This window comes from Streptacidiphilus pinicola (assembly GCF_003258295.1).
GTDB lineage: Bacteria > Actinomycetota > Actinomycetes > Streptomycetales > Streptomycetaceae > Streptacidiphilus > Streptacidiphilus pinicola.
In genome coordinates, this window is the sequence record NZ_QKYN01000071.1 from 22,444 (window position 1) to 44,171 (window position 21,728).

General features: G+C 68.3%; 14 protein-coding genes and 3 pseudogenes. 13 read left to right on the forward strand and 4 right to left on the reverse strand.

What is annotated here, in order from left to right:
- Window positions 1-113 precede the first annotated feature (113 nt).
- From DN069_RS18490 to DN069_RS18510, 6 genes are all read left to right on the forward strand, one after another.
- Entirely contained in the window at window positions 114-2,891 is a 2,778-nt protein-coding gene (locus tag DN069_RS18490; protein ID WP_207892191.1) for a right-handed parallel beta-helix repeat-containing protein, read from the forward strand.
- A gap of 466 nt (window positions 2,892-3,357) precedes the next feature.
- Window positions 3,358-3,792, forward strand: coding sequence for a PAS domain-containing protein (locus DN069_RS41655; RefSeq protein ID WP_243639403.1), 435 nt, complete (start codon window positions 3,358-3,360; stop codon window positions 3,790-3,792).
- A 508-nt stretch (window positions 3,793-4,300) separates the two neighbouring features.
- Window positions 4,301-4,708, forward strand: a complete 408-nt coding sequence (locus tag DN069_RS42410) for an expansin EXLX1 family cellulose-binding protein (RefSeq protein ID WP_279387910.1) — start codon at window positions 4,301-4,303, stop codon at window positions 4,706-4,708.
- Window positions 4,705-4,929 carry a hypothetical protein gene (locus DN069_RS42415; protein WP_279387911.1) on the forward strand — a complete coding sequence of 75 codons (225 nt, stop codon included), beginning with the start codon at window positions 4,705-4,707 and terminating at the stop codon, window positions 4,927-4,929. The genes DN069_RS42410 and DN069_RS42415 overlap by 4 nt, the downstream gene beginning before the upstream one ends.
- A gap of 97 nt (window positions 4,930-5,026) precedes the next feature.
- Window positions 5,027-5,557 carry a SigE family RNA polymerase sigma factor gene (locus tag DN069_RS18505; RefSeq protein ID WP_111502149.1) on the forward strand — a complete coding sequence of 177 codons (531 nt, stop codon included), beginning with the start codon at window positions 5,027-5,029 and terminating at the stop codon, window positions 5,555-5,557.
- Window positions 5,554-6,321: a hypothetical protein gene (locus DN069_RS18510; protein ID WP_111502151.1), complete on the forward strand. Its 768-nt coding sequence runs from the start codon at window positions 5,554-5,556 to the stop codon at window positions 6,319-6,321. The genes DN069_RS18505 and DN069_RS18510 overlap by 4 nt, the downstream gene beginning before the upstream one ends.
- A 572-nt stretch (window positions 6,322-6,893) precedes the next feature.
- Here the strand turns inward: DN069_RS18510 and DN069_RS18515 are convergent.
- Complete coding sequence (locus DN069_RS18515) at window positions 6,894-9,119, reverse strand: alpha-L-fucosidase (protein ID WP_111502153.1); 2,226 nt, start codon at window positions 9,117-9,119, stop codon at window positions 6,894-6,896.
- A 455-nt stretch (window positions 9,120-9,574) separates the two neighbouring features.
- Here DN069_RS18515 and DN069_RS18520 point away from each other — a divergent pair, with 455 nt between their 5' ends.
- The 5 genes and pseudogenes from DN069_RS18520 (at window position 9,575) to DN069_RS18540 (ending at window position 15,481) form a co-directional block, all read left to right on the forward strand.
- Window positions 9,575-11,044, forward strand: a complete 1,470-nt coding sequence (locus DN069_RS18520) for an arabinofuranosidase catalytic domain-containing protein (protein WP_111502155.1) — start codon at window positions 9,575-9,577, stop codon at window positions 11,042-11,044.
- Window positions 11,045-11,242: 198 nt separating this feature from the next.
- Window positions 11,243-11,458, forward strand: a pseudogene (locus DN069_RS18525) (MmyB family transcriptional regulator); the annotation flags it as partial.
- Window positions 11,459-11,715: 257 nt separating this feature from the next.
- Window positions 11,716-12,453, forward strand: a pseudogene (locus DN069_RS18530) (ISL3 family transposase); the annotation flags it as partial.
- A gap of 528 nt (window positions 12,454-12,981) precedes the next feature.
- Window positions 12,982-14,499 (forward strand): group II intron reverse transcriptase/maturase, encoded by a 1,518-nt coding sequence (gene ltrA, locus DN069_RS18535; RefSeq protein WP_341538488.1) that lies wholly within the window; start codon window positions 12,982-12,984, stop codon window positions 14,497-14,499.
- Between the two features lie 160 nt (window positions 14,500-14,659).
- Window positions 14,660-15,481: a transposase gene (locus DN069_RS18540; RefSeq protein WP_111502159.1), complete on the forward strand. Its 822-nt coding sequence runs from the start codon at window positions 14,660-14,662 to the stop codon at window positions 15,479-15,481.
- Window positions 15,482-15,490: 9 nt separating this feature from the next.
- Here DN069_RS18540 and DN069_RS18545 read toward each other — a convergent pair whose 3' ends face one another.
- From DN069_RS18545 to DN069_RS18555, 3 genes are all read right to left on the reverse strand, one after another.
- Complete coding sequence (locus DN069_RS18545) at window positions 15,491-15,988, reverse strand: hypothetical protein (RefSeq protein ID WP_111502161.1); 498 nt, start codon at window positions 15,986-15,988, stop codon at window positions 15,491-15,493.
- 274 nt (window positions 15,989-16,262) lie between these two features.
- Window positions 16,263-17,816 carry an alpha-L-arabinofuranosidase B gene (locus DN069_RS18550; protein ID WP_111502163.1) on the reverse strand — a complete coding sequence of 518 codons (1,554 nt, stop codon included), beginning with the start codon at window positions 17,814-17,816 and terminating at the stop codon, window positions 16,263-16,265.
- A gap of 151 nt (window positions 17,817-17,967) precedes the next feature.
- Window positions 17,968-19,515 (reverse strand): alpha-L-arabinofuranosidase B, encoded by a 1,548-nt coding sequence (locus tag DN069_RS18555; RefSeq protein WP_165845539.1) that lies wholly within the window; start codon window positions 19,513-19,515, stop codon window positions 17,968-17,970.
- Between the two features lie 661 nt (window positions 19,516-20,176).
- On the opposite strand from DN069_RS18555, the pseudogene DN069_RS18565 reads away from it, so the two are divergent.
- Both DN069_RS18565 and DN069_RS18570 read left to right on the forward strand, forming a co-directional pair.
- Window positions 20,177-21,297 (forward strand): annotated as a pseudogene (locus DN069_RS18565) (IS630 family transposase).
- 65 nt (window positions 21,298-21,362) lie between these two features.
- The gene (locus DN069_RS18570; RefSeq protein WP_111502165.1) at window positions 21,363-21,632 is read left to right on the forward strand and encodes a hypothetical protein; all 270 of its coding nucleotides are present in this window, start codon (window positions 21,363-21,365) and stop codon (window positions 21,630-21,632) included.
- Window positions 21,633-21,728 lie beyond the last annotated feature (96 nt).

Genomic DNA, 21,728 nt, shown 5'->3' on the forward strand with positions numbered 1-21,728 from the left:
CCCCACGAAACCCCGTCGACCGCGCCAGCCGCCGACGGTGCCCCACCACACCACCCTGTACGGCCCACGCACCGCCACCAGAGGACCATCCTCGAGCGAAAGGGCACCAGACAGTGACATCGCAGCTCCCAGGACGGGGAAGCCAGCGCCGACCCGCCCGCATCACGGCGACGGCCACGATCGCGCTCGCCGCCGCACTCGCCGTGCCGACAGCGGCCCACGCCGCCGTCTCCACCACGATCTACGTCTCCCCCACCGGCTCCGGCACGGCGTGCAGCGCGACCGCGCCCTGCTCGCTGACCCAGGCGAAGACCTCCGTCGAGGCCGTCAACGGAAACATGAGCGGCGACATCGTCGTCCAACTCGCCGGCGGCACCTACCGTCTGACCGCGCCGCTCAGCCTCGGCAGCGCCGATTCCGGCACCAACGGCCACACCGTGTACTGGCAGGCCGCCCCGGGCCAGACGCCGGTGATCTCCGGCGGCCGGCAGGTCACCGGCTGGACCCTGCACGACTCGACCAACAACATCTACGCCGCGTCGGTCCCCACCGGGGTCGACTCACGGCAGTTGTACGTCGACGGCTCGCTCGCACCGCGCGCCGCGCTCACCATCGCCCGCAGCGACGTCGCCTTCACCAGCACCGGCATGACGATCCAGAACGCGAACCTGAACTGGATCGCCAACCTGCCGGAGCAGAACCGGATCGAGCTGGAGGCCCAGAACTCCTTCACCGACCGCTTCGCCCCCGTTCAGAGCATCAGCGGCTCGAACGTCACCATGCAGGAACCGGCCTGGCAGAACAACGCCTGGGGCTACGACACTCTGGAGCACCCCTTCGCCGGGGGTGGCCTGCAGTTGGAGAACTCATACTCGTTCCTGAACACGGCCGGGCAGTGGTTCCTCGACCCGACCGCCGGCGAGCTGTACTACAAGGCGCCGTCCGGCTGGAACCCCTCCGCGCACGACGTGGAACTGCCCAAGCTGACCTCGCTCGTGGACATCAGCGGCAGCTACAGCAACCCCGTCCAGAACCTCGCCTTCCAGGGCATCAGCTTCGAGGACACCACCTGGCTGGCCCCCAGCAGCGACATCGGCTACGCCGACCAGCAGACCGGTACGTTCCTCAACCAGACCTACTCCAACGAGCCCTCGAACTTCCTGTCGGCCTGCAACACCGGCTGCCAGGCCTTCGAGTCCACGCGCAACAGCTGGGGTGAGGCGCCCGCCGCGGTCCAGGTCTCCGCCGCAAGCGGGATCAGCTTCAGCGGCGACACCTTCAGCGACCTCGGCCAGGTCGGCCTGGGCATCGGCCAGGACAGCGACGCCGTCGCCTCCGGCACCGGCCTCGGCGCCTCGAACATCACCGCCAACGGCAACACGTTCACCAACGACTCCGGAAGCGGCGTGGTAGTCGGCGGGGTCCAGCCGAACGCGCACCACCCGTCCAACTCCGCGATGACCGACCAGAACATCACGATCAGCAACAACACCGTGAGCGGCGTGGCGCAGGACTACAAGGACATGCCCGGCATCCTGTCCACGTACGTGACGCACGCCATCATCACGCACAACGAGGTCTCGAACCTCGCCTACGACGGCATCGACATCGGCTGGGGCTGGGGCATCAACGACCCGGGCGGCAGCCAGGACTACGTCAACCGCGGCACGTACAACTACCAGCAGATCTACACCACCCCGACCACCCTGAAGAACACCGTCGTGACCTACAACAAGGTCCACGGCACCAAGAAGGTCTTCCACGACGGCGGCAGCATCTACAACCTGTCCGCCGACCCCGGCGCCGTGATCGACTACAACTACGTCTACGACAACAACCACACCATCGGCCTCTACATGGACGAGGGGTCCCGCTACGTCACGTTGCAGAACAACGTCCTTCAGGACAACGGAACGTGGGCCTTCACCAACGCCAGCGCCAGTAACAACACGGACAACAACTCGTTCGTCGGCAACTGGTACAACAGCGGCGGCGCCAGCGTCGCGACCGGTTCTCCGCACAACAACGTGCTCAGCGGAAACGTCCAGGTCAGTGGTACGAATTGGCCCGCAGGCGCTCAGCAGGTGATTTCGCAAGCCGGCGTGAACTACGGCACGACAACAGACGACAACACGACGGCGGGAACCAACCACTTCGCCTACTCCGGCTCGTGGGGCTTGGCGACCGGCGTGTCCGACCTCTACGGCGGGACTGCGCACTACAGCCTCACGGCCAATTCCACCGCGACGTTCACCTTCACCGGTACGCAGATCGCCATCCAGGGCGTGAAGGATGTCGATCAGGGTATCGTCGGGTTCTCCATCGACGGCGGACCGGTGACGTCCGTCGACGACTACAGCCCCACGCGCCTGCCGCAGACCACGCTGTGGAGCACTACCGGGCTTGCTCTCGGAACGCACACCGTCACGGCCACCGTCACCGGTACGAAGAACTCGGCCAGCTCGAACGACATCGTCGCCCTGGACGATGCCGTGGCGAGCACGATCATCGATGATGCGACCACCAGCGGCACGGACTCTTTCGCGTACGGCTCGAACTGGGGCCTGGCCACCGGGGTGTCCGACCTCTACGGCGGTACCGCGCACTACAACCTCACGGCCGGCTCCACCGCAACCTTCACGTTCGCCGGCACCGGCGCTACGATCCACGGCGTCAAAGACGTGGACCAGGGCATCTCGACGTACTCGGTGGACGGCGGTCCTGCTCAGTCCGTGGACGCCTACAGCAGCGCGCGCCTGCCCGGCATCCCACTGTTCACCGTCTCCGGCCTCCCGCAAGGCACGCACACGATCACGATCGGCGTGACCGGAACGAAGAACCCAGCGAGCGCCAATGACATCGTCGCGCTCGACTACGCGACCGTCCCGTAGCCAAACGGGTCACGGCCCGACGCAGCGTGGTCGCGGGCGACCGACCCGCCATATCAGCCAGCGGTGAAACCTCGGCCGAGCCGTGGAACCTGCTGGAGGGACGCTTGCATCGTGGCCGACGGCACCCGCCGTCGGCCACGTACACGTGTCCGACAGCCGCGCCGAGCGCGGCACGAAGCTCGGATCCAGCCTGGAAGCTGACGCTGGAATCCAGATCTGGCATGCGCGGCTGCCCGGACGGAGGCGTGGCGCGTGGTGACCGACAGCAAACAGGACGCACCCACGGCCGTGGTCCAGGTGGACCCGGACGGCGTGGTGACCAGCTGGGGCAGGGGTGGGCGGCGGCTGGGCTGGACGGCGCAGGAGACCGTCGGACGCCGTGCACCGACCTGCTGGCGAACCCCGTCCCGGGTTCTCGCGAGGCTGCGAGGGGCGCATCGGCCTGCGCCACCGGGACGGCTCGACCGTGGACGCAGTGGTGTCGGCCCACCCGCTGCAGGGCGGCGACGGCCGTTTCCAGGGCCGGGTCATGGCCGTGCAGCGCTGGGACCGCCGCCCTGTGATCGCCGACCGGGTCTTCGAGCAGCGCCGCTTCGCCCTCGGCGTCTACGACCCCGACCTGCGCTTTCTCTGGGTGAACGAGTCCGCCTGCCGCGTGATGGCGCACTCCGAGCAGCAGCTGCTTGGCGAGAAGTACCGCGAAGCGTCTCCCGAGCTCGACGACGCCGCGTACACCAACCAGCTCTCCAAGGTCGCCCGGACGGGTGAGCCCGCACGTCTGATCACGGTTTCTTCCGCCCGCTCGGCAGCAACTACGCCAACGCCCGGGCCACCAACATGTGGCCCGTCCGGGACGAGCAGGGCACGATCCGCGTGGTGGCCAACTGGGGCTTCGACATGAGCGCCGAGTTCGACCAACTGCCGTGGCAGCCCGCGATCCTGAACCCGCAGCGCTGACCGGTTCGGGCACCTGCCAACCGTCACCGCCCCCGAGAACCTACGGCCGTGCGTCGGCCCGGGCCCTCTACAGCAAACGCGGCAACCTTTTCGGCCCCGGCGGCAACGGGGAGGTGGAACAACGACTCGACCGGACCGACCGAACGGATGGGCATGAGGGGAACGAAGCGCGCCTCGCAGTCGCGGCGCAGGCGTCGACACGATCTGACCAGAGCATTCCAGCGGCGCTCCTGGGCATCGGGGTCCTGACGTGCCTGATCCTGGCCTTCCTGCCCGGCGGGGGTCCGGCCGATGCGGGGCGTGCCGTTGCGGCGGCCCAGGCGGGCGCCGCGCCCGGCGCCGGAGCAGCGGCGGCCTCGTCCGGTTCTGCGCGGGCCGTGACTGCGTCGGCGCGGCCGTCCCACGCCGGCACCGCGTCGGCGTCCAGCGGCGCCGCTCCCACGGGATCCGCCGTGTCGCCGTTGGCCGGGCGGATCAACCCCCACGTCACCTACCACGGCGTCGCGACCGCCTACGCCGCGGCGGACGGCAACGGGGCGTGCCTGTTCGGGCCGACCAGCGACCTGACGGTCGCGGCGATGAACTACACGGACTACGAGTCGTCCAAGGCGTGCGGGGCCTACGTGCTCGTGCACGCCGCCAACGGCGCGTCCCTGACGGTGCGGATCGTCAACGAGTGCCCCCTGCCGTGCGCGCCGGGCCACCTCGACCTGAGTCAGCAGGCGTTCGCGCGGCTCGCCGACCTCAGGGTCGGCCGTCTGACCATCACCTGGACGCTGCTCAGCCCCGCCTCGATCGGCTCCCTCTCTCGCTGCGCTACCAGACCGGCTCCAGCCGCTGGTGGTGCGGCATCCAGGTGATCGGCCACCGCAATCCCGTCGCGCTGCTGGAAGTCCGCGCCGCGGGCGGCTGGCTCCGGCTTGCGCGCACCGACTACGACTACTTCCTCTCCCCGCACGGCGGCGGGTGCGGCGGGCCGATCAGGATCACCGACATCTACGGTCAGCAGCTGACCGTCAACGGGATCGCGCTACGGTCGAACGTCGCCCAGGTGACCAGTGTCCGGTCCGCCCGGCATTGACCGGGCAGCCAGCCAGCCGCCCGGACCCGTTGACGACCGCTGCTACCCTCATGGGTCGTTGTTAACGCGCTCATGCAAGAAAGGGCGACCGAGGGAGATGCTCCCCGATGACGCGTCCGAAGAGTTCCACGACTTCTTCGAACGCCACTACGCCGAACTGGCGCGCTTCGCCCACCTCCTGATCGGGGAGGCGGACGCGGCCGACGACCTGGCCGCCGACGCCCTGGTCACGATCTGGCAGCGCTGGGACCGGTTCCGCAGGGCCGACCACCCGCGGGCCTACGCGCGCGGCGTGCTGGCCAACATGGCCCGTGAACGGCTCCGGAGCACGGTCCGGGAGCGCCGCCGGATCACCCTGTTCTGGTCCCGCGTCCCGGAGCGGACGGACGGCCCCGATGTGGCCGCCGTGCTCGACGTGCGCACGGCGCTGACCAGGCTGCCGTTCCGCAGGCGGGCGTGCGTGGTGCTGCGCCATGCCTTCGACCTGTCGGAGAAGGACACCGCGATGGCCCTGGGCATATCGGTCGGTACAGTCAAGAGCCAGACCTCGAAGGGGCTGGCCGAGCTGGAACGCATACTCGGCGTACGATCCGCCGAGGCACTGGTGGCAGGGAGGAGGAATCCGTGAGCGAGGAGATCAAGCGGCAGCTGCGCGAATCCGCCCAGGGCTACCAGCCTGACCGCGCCAGGATGCTGGCCCGCGCGGAGCGCGCTCTCGCGGGCCCAGCAGTCCGTCATCGGACCCGCACGTTCACCAGGTCGGGCCGACGGACCGTCCTCGCCGCGGTGGCCACGGCAGGTCTGCTGGCGACCGGCGGCTTCGCCGTCGCCGACATCGTCCGCGGACCGGCTCCCACGACCACCGTCACGACACCGGGCGGAACGCCGTCGGCCGCTCCACGTCCGACACCGTCGGTCACCGTCACCTCCACCGGCCCCTCGCCGACCCCCACGGCGGCCGGATCGCACCCGACCCAGCCGACCGGCGCACGGCCCCAGGCCGGGCCCTTGTGGTCGGCAGGTTCCGTGGACGCGCACAGCAGCGTCTACTGGGCGCAGGGCGACCTCCAGCTGAAGACCGCTCAGCCGCTCACCTCGCTCGTCGTGGAGCTGCGCGTCGCGCAGACCGGCGACGTAAAGACCACAGGCAGTTGGAGCACCCTGCCGAGCAGCGACTTCACCGTCGCCGTGCGGGAGGTCGGCAACGCGCTGGTCTACCGCTGGGTACTCAAGCCCGGCCTGACCGTGCCGGTCGGACAGTTCCTGTTCGCCGCGCAGTTCAACCACACCACCGGGACCCGCGACGCAGCCGGCGACAGCTACCGCGTCGACGCGCGGACCCAGGCCGGTTCTCCAGTGTCGGTGTGGGGAGGCTTCGCCCCGGCGGGGTAGTACCTCCCGCAACCCGAGGATCCGGTGCGCCTGCCGCCGTGGCGTGGAAGCCCCCGGTCGTGGTCTGCCACGAGCGGGCGGAGGCCCACGTCTGCTTGGACAGCACGCTTACACCGATGCTGAGATCGTCCTGCTCGATGTCCTGGACACCGAGCTCCCGGCCGTGGCGTACGGCGCGTTCGCCGGACTGCTGGGCCGTGGTCGTCCTACCGGGCGCCGACCGGCCGGGAACAGGGCCGCCGAGGGCCGGGGCAGGGATCCGGGGAGGAGACGGCCACGGCCGTCTCGGCCGGCCCTGCGCCCAGCAGACCCGGAGCGCAGGGAGGAGCGCGAGGTCGTGGGCGCGGCCGAAGGCGCGGACCCGCTGGTCCTCGCCCGCGCAGGAGACCCGACCCACTTGTGCCCCCTCAGCCTCAGCCACGCCACCCGCTTCGTCGTCGACCACTCTCCCTGCCCGATCCTGCTCGTCCGGCCCGAGCCGGCGCCCGACGTGACCGCTCTGCCGCCGCCCCCGTCGCCGTTAGGGGCCGGGCGCGACGTCCTACCGGACCGTTGCCGCCCGCAGTGCAGCGTCACACCACGGTGAAGGTCCACCGCAGGTTGGTGCTGCCGTTCCCGGACCACTGCTTCGTCGGAGAGCCGGAGGAGACGTTGCCGCCGCCGTCCAGGACGAGTCCGGTGGTGCGGTTGGCGATGCTGTACCTGCCGTCACCTTGGTGGGTGATCCGCCACTGCTGGTTGTTGCCGCCGTTCCAAGGCGCCTCCATGGCCGCGGCACCGTTGCTCGTGGCGCCCCACCCGTCGACGACCATGCCGTTGGTGCGGTTCACCAGCTTGTAGTAGCCGTTGCCGAGTTCGACAGCCTGCCATTGCAGGTTGGTGCTGCCGTTCCAGGTCCATTGCTTGAGGTTGGACCCGGAGGCGACGTTCCCGCCGCTGTCCAGTACCAACCCGTCGGTGACGTTGGCGATCCGGAACCAGGTGGCCGGGTTGAACTGCACTTTCAGCGAGGCGACCGCGTCATTGTTGCCGGTCGTCCGCAGGTCGGCGTTGTCCCCGGTGAAGGTCCAGACGGTGCCGGTGAAGTTGTCCCCGGAGTAGCCGATGATCTGGTGGCCGGGAGCCAGCCGCAGCGAGGACAGGCTCAGGCTGGGCAGGCCGGCGAGTCCCAGCTGGTCGGCGGTGTAGTCGCCGAGGGCGAGCACGGCGCTGGATCCCGAGTAGTCGACGTCCTGGTAGAGCACGGCGCCGGCGAGGGGCTGCAGGGAGGGGATCTGTCCGGAGAAGGTCAGCTTCAGCACGTACGCCAGGGCGGAGAACGGCGCGGAGACGGTCGGCAGGGTCACGTGCAGCCCGGCGGAGTCCTGCGTCGGTGTCGGCAGACCGATGTAGGTGCCGGCGGTGGAGTTGAGCAGTTGCACGGAGGTGAGTGAGCCGAGGTTGATCCGGGAGGAGCTGAGCGTCGACACTGTCAACGAGCTGCCCGGCCAGCCCAGGACGGTCGCGTACAGGACGGTGTTGTCCTTGCTCCGGGTGAAGCGGATGTCCTGGGCGGTGCCGGCCTGCGGGCCGGTGAACGCACCGCCGCCCATCTTCGTCGGGCCTTCCCCGTAGGCGGTCCAGGCTCGTGTCGCGTAGACGGACTCCCCGAAGCGGCCCAGGTAGTCGCCGATCCCGAGCAGGATGTCCTTCTGGGCCTGGGGGATGGTGCCGTCGGCCATCGGGGCGATGTTGAGCAGCATGTTGCCGTTCTTGCTGACCCGGTCGATGAGCGAGTGCAGCATCTGCTGCGTGGTGTAGTACCCGATGCCGGTGGTGTAGCACCAGCTGGAGCTGGAGATGCTGTCGTCGGTGAGCCAGTAGGGCGCGGTGATGTCGGCCGGCCCGCCCCGTTCGAAGTCGAAGACCTCGCCGTGGCTGTCGAAGCCGTCCTTGTAGGTCGCCACGACCTCGCGGCCCCAGGAGTCGGCCTGGTTGTAGTAGTAGGACAGGAAGTTCAGCCGCTGCGTCTCGTCGACTTTGCTCAGGTCGAAGTCCTCCCACAGGATGTCGGGCTGGGCGAGGTCGACGACCTCCTTCAGCTTGTCGTACCACAGCTGGTTCTCCGCTGTGCTGCCCAGCTGACCGTAGAGCTTCTGCAGGCTCGGGTCCGACTGCGGTGGCACGTGGTCGTAGTAGCCGTTGAAGTTGTAGGCGTGGTGCATGGCCACCAGCAGCTTCAGTCCCTTGGCCCGGATGGCGTCCCTGAACAGCTGAAGCAGGTTGAGCTGGGGGCCCTTGGCGGCCGAGTTCCACTCGTTGACCGTGCTGTTCCACATGGAGAAGCCGTCGTGGTGCTCGCTGACCGGGCCGGCGAACCGGGCTCCGGCGTCGACGAAGAGCTGCGCCCACTCATCGGGGTCGAAGTTCCCTCCGGCCGACTTGAGCTTCGGCGCGAACTTCGTGAAGTTGCCGCTCAGATCGTTCGCACCGTTGATGAAGTTCTGGTACGGCCACACCGACGGGTTGCCGTACGTGGCGATGTGGTGCTGGTTGGCGTTGCTCCCGCTGATGTACATGTTGCGCGGGTACCACTCGCTGTCGTAGGCCGGGACGCTGAAGACACCCCAGTGGTGGTAAATGCCGAACTTGGCGTCCTGGAACCACTCCGGGGCCGCCGGGTGCTGGTCCACCGAGGTCCAGGACGGCGTGTACGAGGATGGTGCGGCTTGGGCATCCCCGGCACTGAGCGTGCTGCTCGCGACCGCGGCCACGACGACACCTGTGGCACTCAGCAGGAACTGCCGTCTGTCCAACATAGAGAACCTCCATCAGCTGCCTGACTGGCGTTCGGCTCGCCAGGCGGCTGGACGGCCTGGCGACGGCGAGGCTCGGAACATTGCGAGCACGGGGTGGGGTGCACGCGTCCGCCGATGCGGCAGGGGCCATTCCTGGTGTCGCCGTATCGAACGTTACGCACGAATCTCGGGCACATGACTTCCTCGCGTCAACAGGCGTGAAGGGATGAAAAGCACTTCCAGCCGGGGCTATTTGACCGGTATATGCGCTATTCAGGCAGTACATCCATGGCGAGACATAGAATGTCTTCGGGCGCCTACGGGCCGTCAGATCCCTTGACAGGTGCACAAAGGGTCGGGCACCGTCTCCCAACGAGAGCCCGACACCCCTCCCCCTCCCCGCCGTTCGTGGAGTGGTGCGCACCGGGATGTTAGCGCTAACAGAGAACGTGCCCTACGCAGAGCAGGGAGACGGCATGAAGGCAGGCGCACTCGGCGGCCGACGCAAATTCGGCAGTCTCGGCGCCGGGATGGTGATCATCCTCGGCGCGTTGGCCGGCACCGCCACCTCGACCGGTGCGGCGCACGCCGCATCGCAGGGTCCGTGTGACATTTACGCTGCCGGCGGCACGCCGTGCGTGGCGGCGCACTCGACGACGCGTGCGCTGTACGCGTCGTACGACGGTCCGCTGTACCAGGTCCGGCGTTCCTCCGACGGCGCGACCACGAACATCGGTCTGCTCTCCGCGGGAGGGGTCGCCGACGCCGCCGCGCAGGACTCGTTCTGCGCCGGCACGAGCTGTGTGATCACGGTCATCTACGACCAGTCCGGGCGAGGCAACAACCTGACTCCGGCGCCCGCCGGCGGGTATGTGACCACCCCCGACAGCCCCGCCGACGCGACCGCGGCGCCGATCACCATCGGCGGACGGAAGGCCTACGGCGTCTACACCTCGACCGGTATCGGGTACCGCGACGACAGCACCAACGGCGTCGCCACCGACGACAGCCCCGAGGGTGAGTACGACATCGTGGACGGCACGCACTACGACAACGGGTGCTGCTTCGACTACGGCAACGCCGAGACCACCAACCACAACGACGGCAACGGCACCATGGAGGCGATCTACTTCGGCAACGCCAAGTACTGGGACACCGGCGCCGGCAACGGCCCCTGGATCATGGCCGACCTGGAGAACGGCCTGTTCTCCGGCTCCAACATCAACAGCCAGAATCCCGGCGACCCGACGGTCGACTACCGGTTCACCACCGCCATGGTCAAGGGCGAGTCGAACCAGTGGGCCATCCGCGGCGGCGACGCCCAGTCGGGAGGCCTGTCCACCTTCTACAGCGGACCGCGCCCGGCGGGCTACAACCCGATGCACAAGGAAGGCGCGATCCTCCTGGGCATCGGCGGCGACAACAGCGACGGCGGCGCCGGCACCTTCTACGAGGGCGCGATGACGGCGGGCTACCCCTCCGACGCCACCGAGAACACGGTGCAGACCAACATCAACGCCGCCGGATACGGACCCGGCGGTGGCGGCACCGGCACCGGGGCGCTGCACGCGGACGGCGCGGGCCAGTGCCTGGACGACCCGCACGGCAGCACCACCGGTGGCACGCAGATGCAGATCTGGGGCTGCAACGGTCAGGCCAACCAGACCTGGACCCACACGTCCTCGAACCAGTCGACCGTCACCAACAACGGTACGACCGACTGTCTGGATGCCAGCGGTCAGGGCACCAGCCCCGGCACCAAAGTGATCATCTGGCCCTGCGACGGCGCGAGTAACCAGCAGTGGCAGTTCAACTCCAACGGCTCGATCACCGGGGTGCAGTCGGGGCTCTGCCTGGACGTGACCGGAGGGGCCACCACCGCTGGCACTCTGGTCGAGCTTTGGAACTGCACCGGCGCCGGCAACCAACGGTGGAACCTCGGGTGACCGAGTAGACGCGTCCCCGCGGCGGAACCAGACCCGTGCGACGTGCGGTTGGCCGAGTTGTCGGCCAACCGCACAGCGCTGCTGTGCCTGCAGCTCTGCATGCAGCGGCTGCTCAGCCCCGCCAGGCCGGCGTGCCGATGGCGGTCTTCGACGCGGCCTGGACCCTGATGGAGCACAACAACCTGTGGGCGGCGCTGCACGGCGAGACGCGACGCCGCGCCGGCCGCCGAGACCAACCTGGTCTGGCTCACCTTCCACAACGACCCGGGCCGGGTCCGGCACCCCTTGCCGGAAGAACACCGGGCCTCCCTGGTCGCCGACCTGCGCGACGTCGCCTCGCGCTACCCGGCCGACCGCCGGCCGGCCGCCATGATCAGCGACCTGCCCCGGTCGAACATCGAGTGCGCCCGATGACCGCGCCGACCCCCAGCCCACCCGCCAACGCGAAGCCCGGGGACCGCCTGAATCGGCGCGACATCCACCCGCCCGTGCACCACGCCTGACGACACGACCGATATATCCATCCTCGCTCTGGCTTTGTTCATGAGTTGCGGTTCTGGCCCAGGTTGTGTGGTGTGCATACTCTCTGTGACTGTTGCCCTCGCCCTGGGTCACGCCAGATCGTCCGAAAACTGACGGTGTTGACCGTGTTCGGGGTCATGGTTCTGGTTGTGCGCGAGGTACTGCTCCGGCTGGAAGAGCTGCTCTTCCTGTCGGATCCGGGAATCAGGGTGGAGTCTGTGCAGGACGACGGTCTGCTGATCCGAGTCGGTGTCAGATGCAGTACAGCTGGCGCTCGGTGCCCAAGCTGCGGAAGCTGGTCCGGGCGCGTGCATGGCTCCTACCTGCGGTTTCCCGCCGACCTCCCCGTGGCGGGACGCCGGGTGGTGCTGCAACTTCGTGTCCGACGCTTCACCTGCGAAGACGTCTCCTGCGGGCGGCGGACATTCGTCGAGCAGGTCGCCGGCCTGACCCGGCGAAACAGCCAACGGACCGAACGAATGCGGTCGGTGCTGGCCGAGGTCGGCCTCGCTCTGGCCGGTCGCGCCGGTGCCCGGCTTTCCGACGTCATCGGGGCGAGGGTCAGTCGGAACACGGTCCTGCGGCTGGTGGACGCCCTTCCGGAACCCCAGCCACAGGACCCGCGTGTAGTCGGCGTCGACGAGTACGCGATGCGCAAGGGCCGCGTCTACGGAACCGTGCTGGTTGACGTCGAGACGCGCAGGCCGGTGGACCTCCTGCCGGATCGCGAGGCAGGCACCATCGCGGCTTGGCTGGCTGAGCACCCGGGGATTGAGGTCGTCTGCCGCGATCGCGCCCCCTTCTTCGCCGAGGGCGCCAGCATCGGGGCGCCCACCGCGGTCCAGGTCGCCGACCGGTTTCACCTCTGGCGCGTGCGCCGTGAGGCGCTGATTGATCGAGTGGAGGTGGGAGACCTTCGCCGCTGTCCTGTCGCAGCAGGGCGGTGAAGCTGGGGGCAGCCTGACCCGGGAGGTGCCGGGGAGGGCGGCAAGCAGCCCCGACAAAGCCGGGACGTGTCAGCACTGCCAGATGGTGCGGGTCCGGCGAGCGAGACGGAGAGGTATACGAGAGGAACCGGTGTTTGAAGCCTCCTAAGGTGACATCAGCTCGAACCTGGCGGATCTGGGCTGGTTGCGGTGCGTGCTCGCCAATTTGCAGGCGGCGGGCAACTTCCGGGTCGTGCATGCCAGATGATCCGGAAGGCCACGGTGAATGTCTGCGGCGTAGCCGTGGCGATGCCGCGGGGGTATAGCTGGGTGCCTACTCCGACGATCGATCATCAGTGAACACGGGAACCTCTCCGGTCCCGCCCGGTGTCCGCGCGGCCAGCGCGGACGGCGGGCTGGGTCCACCGTCGGCCGACCGGGCCGGGGAGGGGCGGAGCCGCCGTAGTACTCCGAGCCGGGGAAAGCCCGGTGCATGGGGAAGGGCGGCAGCGAGATCGCAAGGGAGGGACTGCAATGTCCGAAGACACCGGGGTGGATGCCCTGGTCGCGTGGCCCTCGGTGCTGGTTGCTGAGGCACGGGTACGGAAGATGCAGACCAAGCTGCACCGTTGGGCGAAAGCCGACTATGGCTTCCGGTTCGACGATGTGTTCAACTTCGTCTGCGACCCGGCCATCTTGGTGATGGCGTTCGTGCGGGTCGCGGGCAACACCGGAGCCCGGACGGCTGGCGTGGACGGCGTTCGCGCCGCCGACGTCGTCGCCTCCGGGGTGACAGCGCACCTGAACCACGTCCGCGCCGAGCTTCGGGCCGGGGTCTTTCGGCCTCTGCCGGTGCGCGAGCGGATGATTCCCAAGGCCGGCGGCAAACTGCGCCGGCTCGGGATCCCGACCGTCACGGACCGGGTGGTGCAGGCGGCGCTGAAGCTGGTCCTGGAGCCCATCTTCGAGGCGGACTTCCGTCCGTACTCTTACGGGTTCCGGCCCAACCGGCGTGCGCACGACGCGATTGCCGAGATCCACCTGTTCGGCTCCCAGGGATACCGCTGGGTGTTGGACGCGGACATCGAGGCGTGCTTCGACCGTATCGACCACGGGGCCCTGATGGGCCGCGTCCGGATGCGGGTGAAGGACAAGCGCGTGCTGACACTGGTGAAGGCGTTCCTCAAGGCCGGGATCATGACCGAGCTCGGCGAGCGGAACGAGACCACCTCCGGAACACCGCAGGGCGGGATCCTCTCGCCCCTGCTGGCCAACATCGCGCTGTCCGTGCTCGACGACTTCGCCGCCGAGCAGTGGACCAATGCGATGGGAAGTCGGCGGGATCGCGAGCGGCGACGGCGGCGGGGTCTGCCGACCTGGCGACTGGTCCGCTACGCGGACGACTTCGTCGTCATGGTCCACGGCTCCCGCGAGCACGTCGAGGAGCTTCGTGAGCAGGTGAGTCAGGTCCTGGCCCCGATGGGCCTGGTCCAGTCACCGGCGAAGACCCGGATCGTCCACCTCGCGGACGGGTTCGACTTCCTCGGCTTCCGCATCGTCTGGATGCGGAAACGGGGAACGGACAAGTGGCACGTCTACACGTTCATCGCCGACAAGCCGGTCGCGTCGCTGAAACGGAAGATCAAGTCGCTGACCCAGAGGTTGTCGCATCTCGATTACAAGATCGCGCTGATCCGGATCAACCAGATCCTGCGCGGCTGGGCCAACTACTTCAAGCACGCGGTCGCCAAGCACACCCTGCAGACCCTGCACACCTTCGTCTGGTGGCGCATCGTCCGCTGGGTCATGCACCGGCACCGCATGACGTGGACGGCCATCCGTCGATGGCTCCGCGGCCCGCAAGGGAAGTGGAAGCCGATCTCGATGGACGGGATCCAGCTGTTCGACCTTGGCAGAGTGCCGATCACTCGGTATCGCTACCGGGGCAGCGACGGAATCCCGAGCCCTTGGCCGGACGCCCTGGAAGGCCCGCTTCCAACGGCATGATCTCGTGGAGAGCCCGGTGCGGTGAGAGCCGCACGCCGGGTTCGGAGGGCGGGTCGGGGAAACCCACCGGGAGCAATCCCGGCAGGGCGCCCCGGCCCGACCCAACAACCTCGGCGAGGCAGCAGAGCGATGCGTCTCCCGCCACCGCCCGTGTCTCCGCGTGATCTTCACCGATTCAGTGCCGGAGAAGGCTCCGACTCCGGCATCAGCCGAATGCGGGTCGCCGTGGCCGACCGGGCACCGGTTCGCCGACCGTACCCGCACCAAGCACGCCACCGTCCACGCGCTGCTGGCCGCCGGCCACAGCCGGCGCTCCATCCAGCGACAGCTCGGCATGACCTACCGCACCGTCCAACGGCTGGCCGACGCCGCGACGCCGGAAGAGCTATTCCAGGGGCAGTGGCAGAACCGCAGGACCAAGCTCGACGACTTCAGGCCCTACCTGCACGAGCGATGGGCCGAGGGCTGCACGAACGCCTGGACCCTCTGGGAAGAGATCAAGACGCACGGCTACACCGGCGGATACGGAGCGATCCGCGCCTACCTCCGGCCGTTCCGCACATCCCCGACCGCACCTGCAGCCCGCCCGCCGTCCCCGCGCACGGTCACCGGCTGGATCCTGACTCACCCCGACATCCTGCCGGAAGGCGAGCAGTTGAAGCTCAAAGCCGTCCTCGCCGGCTGCCCCGAACTGCGGGCCCTCACCGGGCACGTCAGCACGTTCGGGAAGATGCTCACCCAACTGCAGGGCGACCAGCTCCCGCAATGGATCAAAGCAGTCCGCGCCGATGACCTGCCAAGCCTCCGTACCTTCGTCAACGGCCTCGAACGCGATCTCGCCGCCGTCACCGCGGGCCTGACACTGCCGTGGAGTTCTGGAGTCGTCGAAGGCCACGTCAACCGGATCAAAATGATCAAGCGCCAGATGTACGGCCGGGCCGGCTTAGGCCTCTTGCGGAAGCGAGTCCTGCTGGCCTCCTGACGGGAACGGTCACGACCCCTGCCGGAGTCGCTCCGCAGCCTGAGCAGGGGTGTCGTAATAGCCGGGCCGCGCCAAGAGGACCGAGCTGAAGTAGTAGCCCTGCTCTTCCTCGGGCTCGTCGTCAGCTGCGAACGGGCGCCAGAAGCTCAGCAGCAGGTCAGAGGCAACGAAAGACGCCGGGTCGTCGGGGTCTGCCTCGATCGTGGTGTGCTCGCCCATGCGCTGCACCAGCTCCTGGGCCGGGAGCGCGAACACGTCCAGGCCCCGGAAGATGACGCGGTCTGTCTGAGTCGACGGTCTCCCGAGCTCAATCGCTTCCAGCATGTCTCGCGTGCAGTGGATGCTGATCATCAGCCCGCTGGGACGGAAAACATGCTGCCCAGGCCGGTCTGATTCCGAGACCGCAGAGAGGTCGCGGAGCGAGTCCAGCGCGGCGTTGGCGGCTTGGCGAGTCATGCCGATCTGCAACGGCCCAACGCCGTTCGGCGGGGCGAGGTCGAAGTCCATGCGGGCATGATCCCAAACAGGTCTGTCAACGAGTTACGTAGCGCCATCCAGCTGATTCATTACAGATCGTGACGGCTCCACAGAAGTTGGACCAGAACCGCGACTCGTGAGCAGAGCCATCGCTCAGAGGCTCCAGCTCCGGTGGGCACCGCCCATGGATGGCAAGCCTGTCGATTCCCCTCCTCGAACGACATGGGGTCCGTAGAAAGACGCACTTGCGCCACCGCCGGTGAAGCGGTGGCGCAGCCGAGGTGCTGTTGTGACGCCCTGATTCTCAGGTCCAGGGCTGGTCCACCAGCCAGCTGGTGTCCTGGGCCCAGAACGCCGTGGCATCCCAGGCGTTGGAACCTCCGTCACCGGCGAGGTAGACGGTGTAGTCGTAGTGGCGGAGGTACTTCGTGGGGTAGTTGACGGACCTGAAGGAGTGGCCGACCCCGCTGTTGCCCGCGGTGGGGCAGAAGGTGGCGTCCTGCGCGAACGTGCTGCTGCCGTCGTCCGCGCTCAAGTAGAGCTCGAAGTTCGAGTGCCGCAGGAAGCGTCCGGGGTCGTTGGCAGACTCGAAGGTCAGGCAGGAGGTGTCGGCCAGACCGGCTCGCACGATCCAGGTGGCGTCGGCCTTGGTGGTGGCCGGGCTGGAGGAGTTGACGGCGGAGATGACGGCCTTGTTGTCGGCGTCGTCGTGGCGGATGTAGTCGGTGGTGCAGCAGGTGGTGGTCGCCTGGAGGGAGATCCGGGAGCCGGGGGTCAGAGCGCCGGTGCTGGTCGAGCCGCTGCCGTAGCCGACCGCGGTGATGTTGGCCTGGACCGCGTTCTCGGTGGCGTCGGAGGGGTAGCCGGAGGTCATGACGCCTTCGTAGAAGGTGCCCGCGGAGCCCTTACTGTTGTCGCCGCCGATGCCGAGGATGATCGCGCCCTCCTTGTGCATCGGGTTGTAGCCAGAGACGTTGGGGCGTACGCCGTTGTAGAAGGTGGACAGACCTCCCGACTGGGCGTTGCCGCCACGGATGGCCCACTGGTTCGGGCCGCCCTTGACCATGGCGGTCAGGAACCGGTCGTTGACTGTGGGGTCCCCCGCGTTGAGGCGCTGGTTCGCCCCGGAGAACAAGCCGTTTTCCAGGTCGGCCATGATCCAGGGGCCGTTGCCGCTGCCGGAACCCCAGTAGTTGCTGTCGCCGAAGTAGATGGCCTCCATGTGGCCGTTGCCGGTGTCGTGGTTGCTGGTCTCGGCGTTGCCGTAGTCGAAGCAGCAGCCGCCGTTGAAGTGGGTGCCGTCGAAGATCGCGTACTCGCCCTCGGGCTGGTCTCCGGTGGCGATGCCGGAGGTGTTGTCGTCGCGGTAGCCGGTGCCGGGAGCGACGTAGACGCCGTACGCCTCGTGCCCGCCGACGGTGACCGGGGCTTCGAAGGCGTTGGCAAGGTTGTCCGGTCCACCGGCCGCTCCGCCCGCAGGGGCGTCGGTGAGGTTGTTGCCCTTGCCGGACTGGTCGTAGATGACGGTGATGACGCAGCTGGTCCCGGCACAGAAAGAGTCCTGCGCGGCGGCGTTCGCGTAGCCGCCGGCACTCAGCAGCCCGATGTCCTTCGTCGCCCCGTCCGAGGCACGTCGCACCTGGTACAGCGCCCCATTGTAAGTGCTGTACAGCGCCCGGGTGGTGCTGTGGGCGGCCACGCACGGCGTGCCGCCCGCGGCGTAGATGTCACAGGGGCCCTGGGTGGCAGCCTGGGAGGTCGTCGCCGTGCCGGTGAGCACGCCGGCGGCGAGCACGGCGGTCGTCCCCGCCGCCAGCAGCGCTCGCCGGGCGCGGCGGATCCAAGGTCGTAGGGTCATGAACGTCGAACTCCTTCACGGGTGGGGTGAGGTGTGAACATCGAGGCATTCCTCAGTGTCCGGCTGTGCGGGCGGGCGGGTCGCGTTGACGCCCTTGGAGCCGCTGCGATCCGGCCGGATGGGGGGCCACCGGACTCGGGCGGGCTGCTCGTCAGCTCCAGCGGGTGGTGGGCAGCCAGCTGGTGTCCTCGGCCCACAGCGAGGACGTGTCCCAGGCGTTGGTGCCGCCGTTGCTTGCGATGTAGGCGGTGAAGTCGTAGTGGCGGATGTACTTGGCGGGGTAGTTGAAGGACTGGAGGGAGTAGCCGGTGCCGCTGTTTCCCGGCTGCGGGCAGAAGGTGGCGTCGGCGGCGAACTGGGCGGACCCGTCGTTGGGCTCGAGGTAGAGCTCGAAGGCGAAGTGCCTGAGGTAACTGCCGGAGGCGTTGGCCGACTCCAGGGAGATGCAGTTGCTGTCGGCCAGGCCGGGCTTGACGATCCAGGTGGCGTCGGCCTTTACGGTGGCCGAACTCGAGGAGTTGATCGGGGAGATGACGACCTTGGAGTCGGCTTCGTCGTGGCGCAGGTAGTCCGAGGTGCAGCACGCGGTGGTGGCCTGCAGGGAGACCCGGGAGCCGGGCGTCAGTGAGCCGGTGCTGTAGCCGGCCGCGGCGATGTCGGCCTGGACCGCGGTGTCGGTGGCCTCGGAGGGATAGCCCTGAACCATGACGCCTTCGTAGAAGGTGCCCGCGCTGGCGTTGTGGTTGGTCTGGCAGCAGTCGCCGCCGCTACCCAGGATGATGGCGCCTTGCTTGTGCATGGGGTCGTACCCGCTGGGCAGCGAGCCGCTGTAGAGCGTGGCAAGGCTCTCGGACTGCGCGTCGGCGCCCTTGAGCGCCATCTGTGTGGTCCCGTTGTTCTTCAGCATCGCCGTGACGAAGTGGCTGGTCTCGGAGACCTGGTGGGGATTCCACGCCGTGCCGCCGCCGGAGAACAGGCCGTTCTCCAGGTCCGCCTGGACCCATGGCCCGGTTCCGCTGCAGCCGCCGAACCAGCACTCCGTGCTGAAGTTGATCGCGTCCATCGCGCCGTTGCCGTCAGCCTTGTGGTTCGTCTCGGTGTTGCCGTAGTCGAAGCAGCAGCCGTTGTCGGCGTGTGTGCCGCTGGTGACCATGTACTCGCCCTCCGGCGAGCTGCCGGTCGGCACGCCTCCCGTGGGGTTGTAGGCGAAGTCGCTGTTGCCGGGGTTGATGTACAGGGCATAGGCCTTGTGGCCGTCGACCGTCACCGCCTCGGTGGTCGCGGTGGCCGCGGTGTCTGCTCCGCCCGTTCCGCCGGGGCCCTGGTAGACCAGGGTGTTGCCGTGGCCTGTCTGGTCGTAGACGCGAGTGATGGTGCACGTGCTGCCGGCGCAGAACGAGTCCTGCGCCGCGGCGTCGGCGACTCCTCCGGCTGAGAGCACCGCAATGTCCTGCACGGCGCTGTCCGAGGCTCGCTGCACCTGGTAGAGCGGGCCGTTGTAAGAGCCGGACAGCGCCCGGGTGGTGCTATGCGCGGCCACGCAGGGGGTGCCGCCAGCGGCGTAGATGTCACAGGGGCCCTGGGTGGCGGCCTGGGACGTGGTGGCGGCGCCGGTGAGCACATCGGCGGCGAGCACGGCGGTCGTCCCCGCCGCCAGCAGCGCTCGCCAGGCGCGGCGCAGCCGTGATCGTACGGTCATGAACGAACTCCTTCGCGGGTGGGAAGGAAGGGCCCGGTTGTTAGCGCTAACAATTGCGGCCAGGAAGGAGCGGTGTGTACATGCATTTTTGGGGGGCCGCAATGGCCATCACTATGGCTACACGCGGGAAGGCCGTCAAGGCATCGCGCAGGGGCACTTTGTTAGCGTGCACAATCTCTGGTTCATTGCCCGTTGTCCGGCTCCTCTGCTGCGCCGCAAGCGTCCGCCGACGGCGAGGTGAGGCAGCTCGTCCCACGGCGGCCACTGGCCACTCAGCACATCGCCGATGCGGGCTCATTGATGGGATGGATCGAGCCGCGACGAGTCAGACTGGGCTCGCGACTGGATCACCAGTTCGCTTTGTTCGGGGAATTACCGCATCGGCTCCGGAGACGCATTCACGGCCGGGCTGATCTACGGGCTGCTGACCGGGGACGGCGAGGGGCACAGCGCGGCGGGCCGCGCCAGGCCCGCGGAGAACCTTGCTGCCGCGGACCTGCAACGCGCCCTGGCCTACGGCACCGCCCACAGCGCCCTGGCCATGACCACACCCGGTGACGCCTCCACGGCCTCGCTAGTGCTCTGACCGGGAAGGTTCGCCGGGTCGGAGTTCGTGGCGGTTGGATGTGCGGGGACGTCCGATCCGACCGTTGGGGGTGTGGTGGCTGAGCCTGTCCGTGTGCGCAGGTTGACCGACCAGGAGGGGCAGAAGCTGCAGCAGATCGTGCGCCGGGGCAGCACCAGTTCGGTGCGGTACCGGCGCGGATGATGCTGCTGGCCTCGGCCGGCGGGAACCGGGTCCCGGTGATCGCCCAACTGGTCCAGGCCGACGAGGACACCGTTCGCGACGTGATCCACAAGTTCAACGAGATCGGCCTAGCCTGCCTGGACCCTCAGTGGGCGGGAGGCCGTCCCCGCCTGCTCAGTCCTGACGACGAGGACTTCGTCGTCGCGACGGCCACCACCCGCCCGACCAAGCTCGGCCAGCCCTTCACTCGCTGGTCCATCCGCAAACTCGCCGCCTACCTGCGGAAAGTCCACGGCCGCGTGATCCGAATCGGCCGCGAGGCGTTACGGTGCCTGCTCACTCGCCGCGGCGTCACCTTCCAGCGCACCAAGACGTGGAAGGAATCCCCGGACCTCGACCGCGACGCCAAGCTGGACCGCATCGAGCACGTCCTGGACCGCTTCCCCGATCGGGTGTTCGCGTTCGACGAGTTCGGGCCGCTCGGCATCCGCCCCACCGCAGGCTCCGGCTGGGCTCGAGCCGGTCACCCCGAGCGGCACCCCGCGACCTACCACCGCACCCACGGGATCCGTTACTTCCACGGCTGCTACTCGATCGGCGACGACACCCTCTGGGGCGTCAACCGCCGCAAGAAGGGCGCCGCGAACACCCTGGCCGCGCTCCGGTCGATCCGCGCGGCCCGCCCGGACGGCGCCCCGATCTACGTCATCTTGGACAACCTGTCCGCCCACAAGGGCGAGACGATCCGGCGCTGGGCGAGGAAGAACCGCGTCGAGCTGTGCTTCACCCCGACGTACGCGTCATGGGCCAACCCGATCGAGGCCCACTTCGGGCCACTGCGGCAGTTCACGATCGCCAACTCCAACCACCGCAACCACACCGTCCAGACCAGGGACCTGCACGCCTACTTGCGCTGGCGCAACAAGAACGCCCGCCACCCCGACGTCCTCGCCGCCCAGCGACGCGAACGCGCCCGCGTCCGCAGCGAGAAGGGCGTCCGATGGGGCGGGCGGCCCCATCGGACGCTGGCCTGACGCGTTGCTCACCCAGACACTCGTAATCGGTTGGGCTCGCCGACCATGACTGGCACCATGACCGCATGAAGCTGGCCGAATCGCTCAGTGACTGGACCGACTACGACATCGCCATGTTCGAGTTCGGACGTGCTTTGGGCATCTTCCCTGAAGGAACGACGTTTGGCAGCGTCAGGGGAATGTTCTTCATGGAGACCCCCCTCTCCAGCGCGCTGGGCGAAGCGATGGACGCACTCGTGAAGATCGGGGTCCTGGCCTACCGCGAGGCGGAGTACCGCTGGGTCGGGACCGTCGACATTCCGGCCGTTCGCAGGGCCACCAGCGGCGATCAATGAACGGCTAGCCCGCTCAGCTGGAGACCCCCAGGACGTTACCCAATGCCTCCTGACTTGCCACTGCGACCCGGCGAACCTTTCCGGTCAGAGCACTAG

Coding starts and splice junctions, on each gene's coding strand:
- DN069_RS18505 (WP_111502149.1), top strand. CDS start 5,027: ATGCTCCCCGATGACGCGTCCGAAGAGTTCCACGACTTCTTCGAACGC.
- DN069_RS18515 (WP_111502153.1), bottom strand. CDS start 9,119: ATGTTGGACAGACGGCAGTTCCTGCTGAGTGCCACAGGTGTCGTCGTG.
- DN069_RS18520 (WP_111502155.1), top strand. CDS start 9,575: ATGAAGGCAGGCGCACTCGGCGGCCGACGCAAATTCGGCAGTCTCGGC.
- DN069_RS18545 (WP_111502161.1), bottom strand. CDS start 15,988: ATGGACTTCGACCTCGCCCCGCCGAACGGCGTTGGGCCGTTGCAGATC.
- DN069_RS18550 (WP_111502163.1), bottom strand. CDS start 17,816: ATGACCCTACGACCTTGGATCCGCCGCGCCCGGCGAGCGCTGCTGGCG.
- DN069_RS18555 (WP_165845539.1), bottom strand. CDS start 19,515: ATGACCGTACGATCACGGCTGCGCCGCGCCTGGCGAGCGCTGCTGGCG.
- DN069_RS18570 (WP_111502165.1), top strand. CDS start 21,363: ATGAAGCTGGCCGAATCGCTCAGTGACTGGACCGACTACGACATCGCC.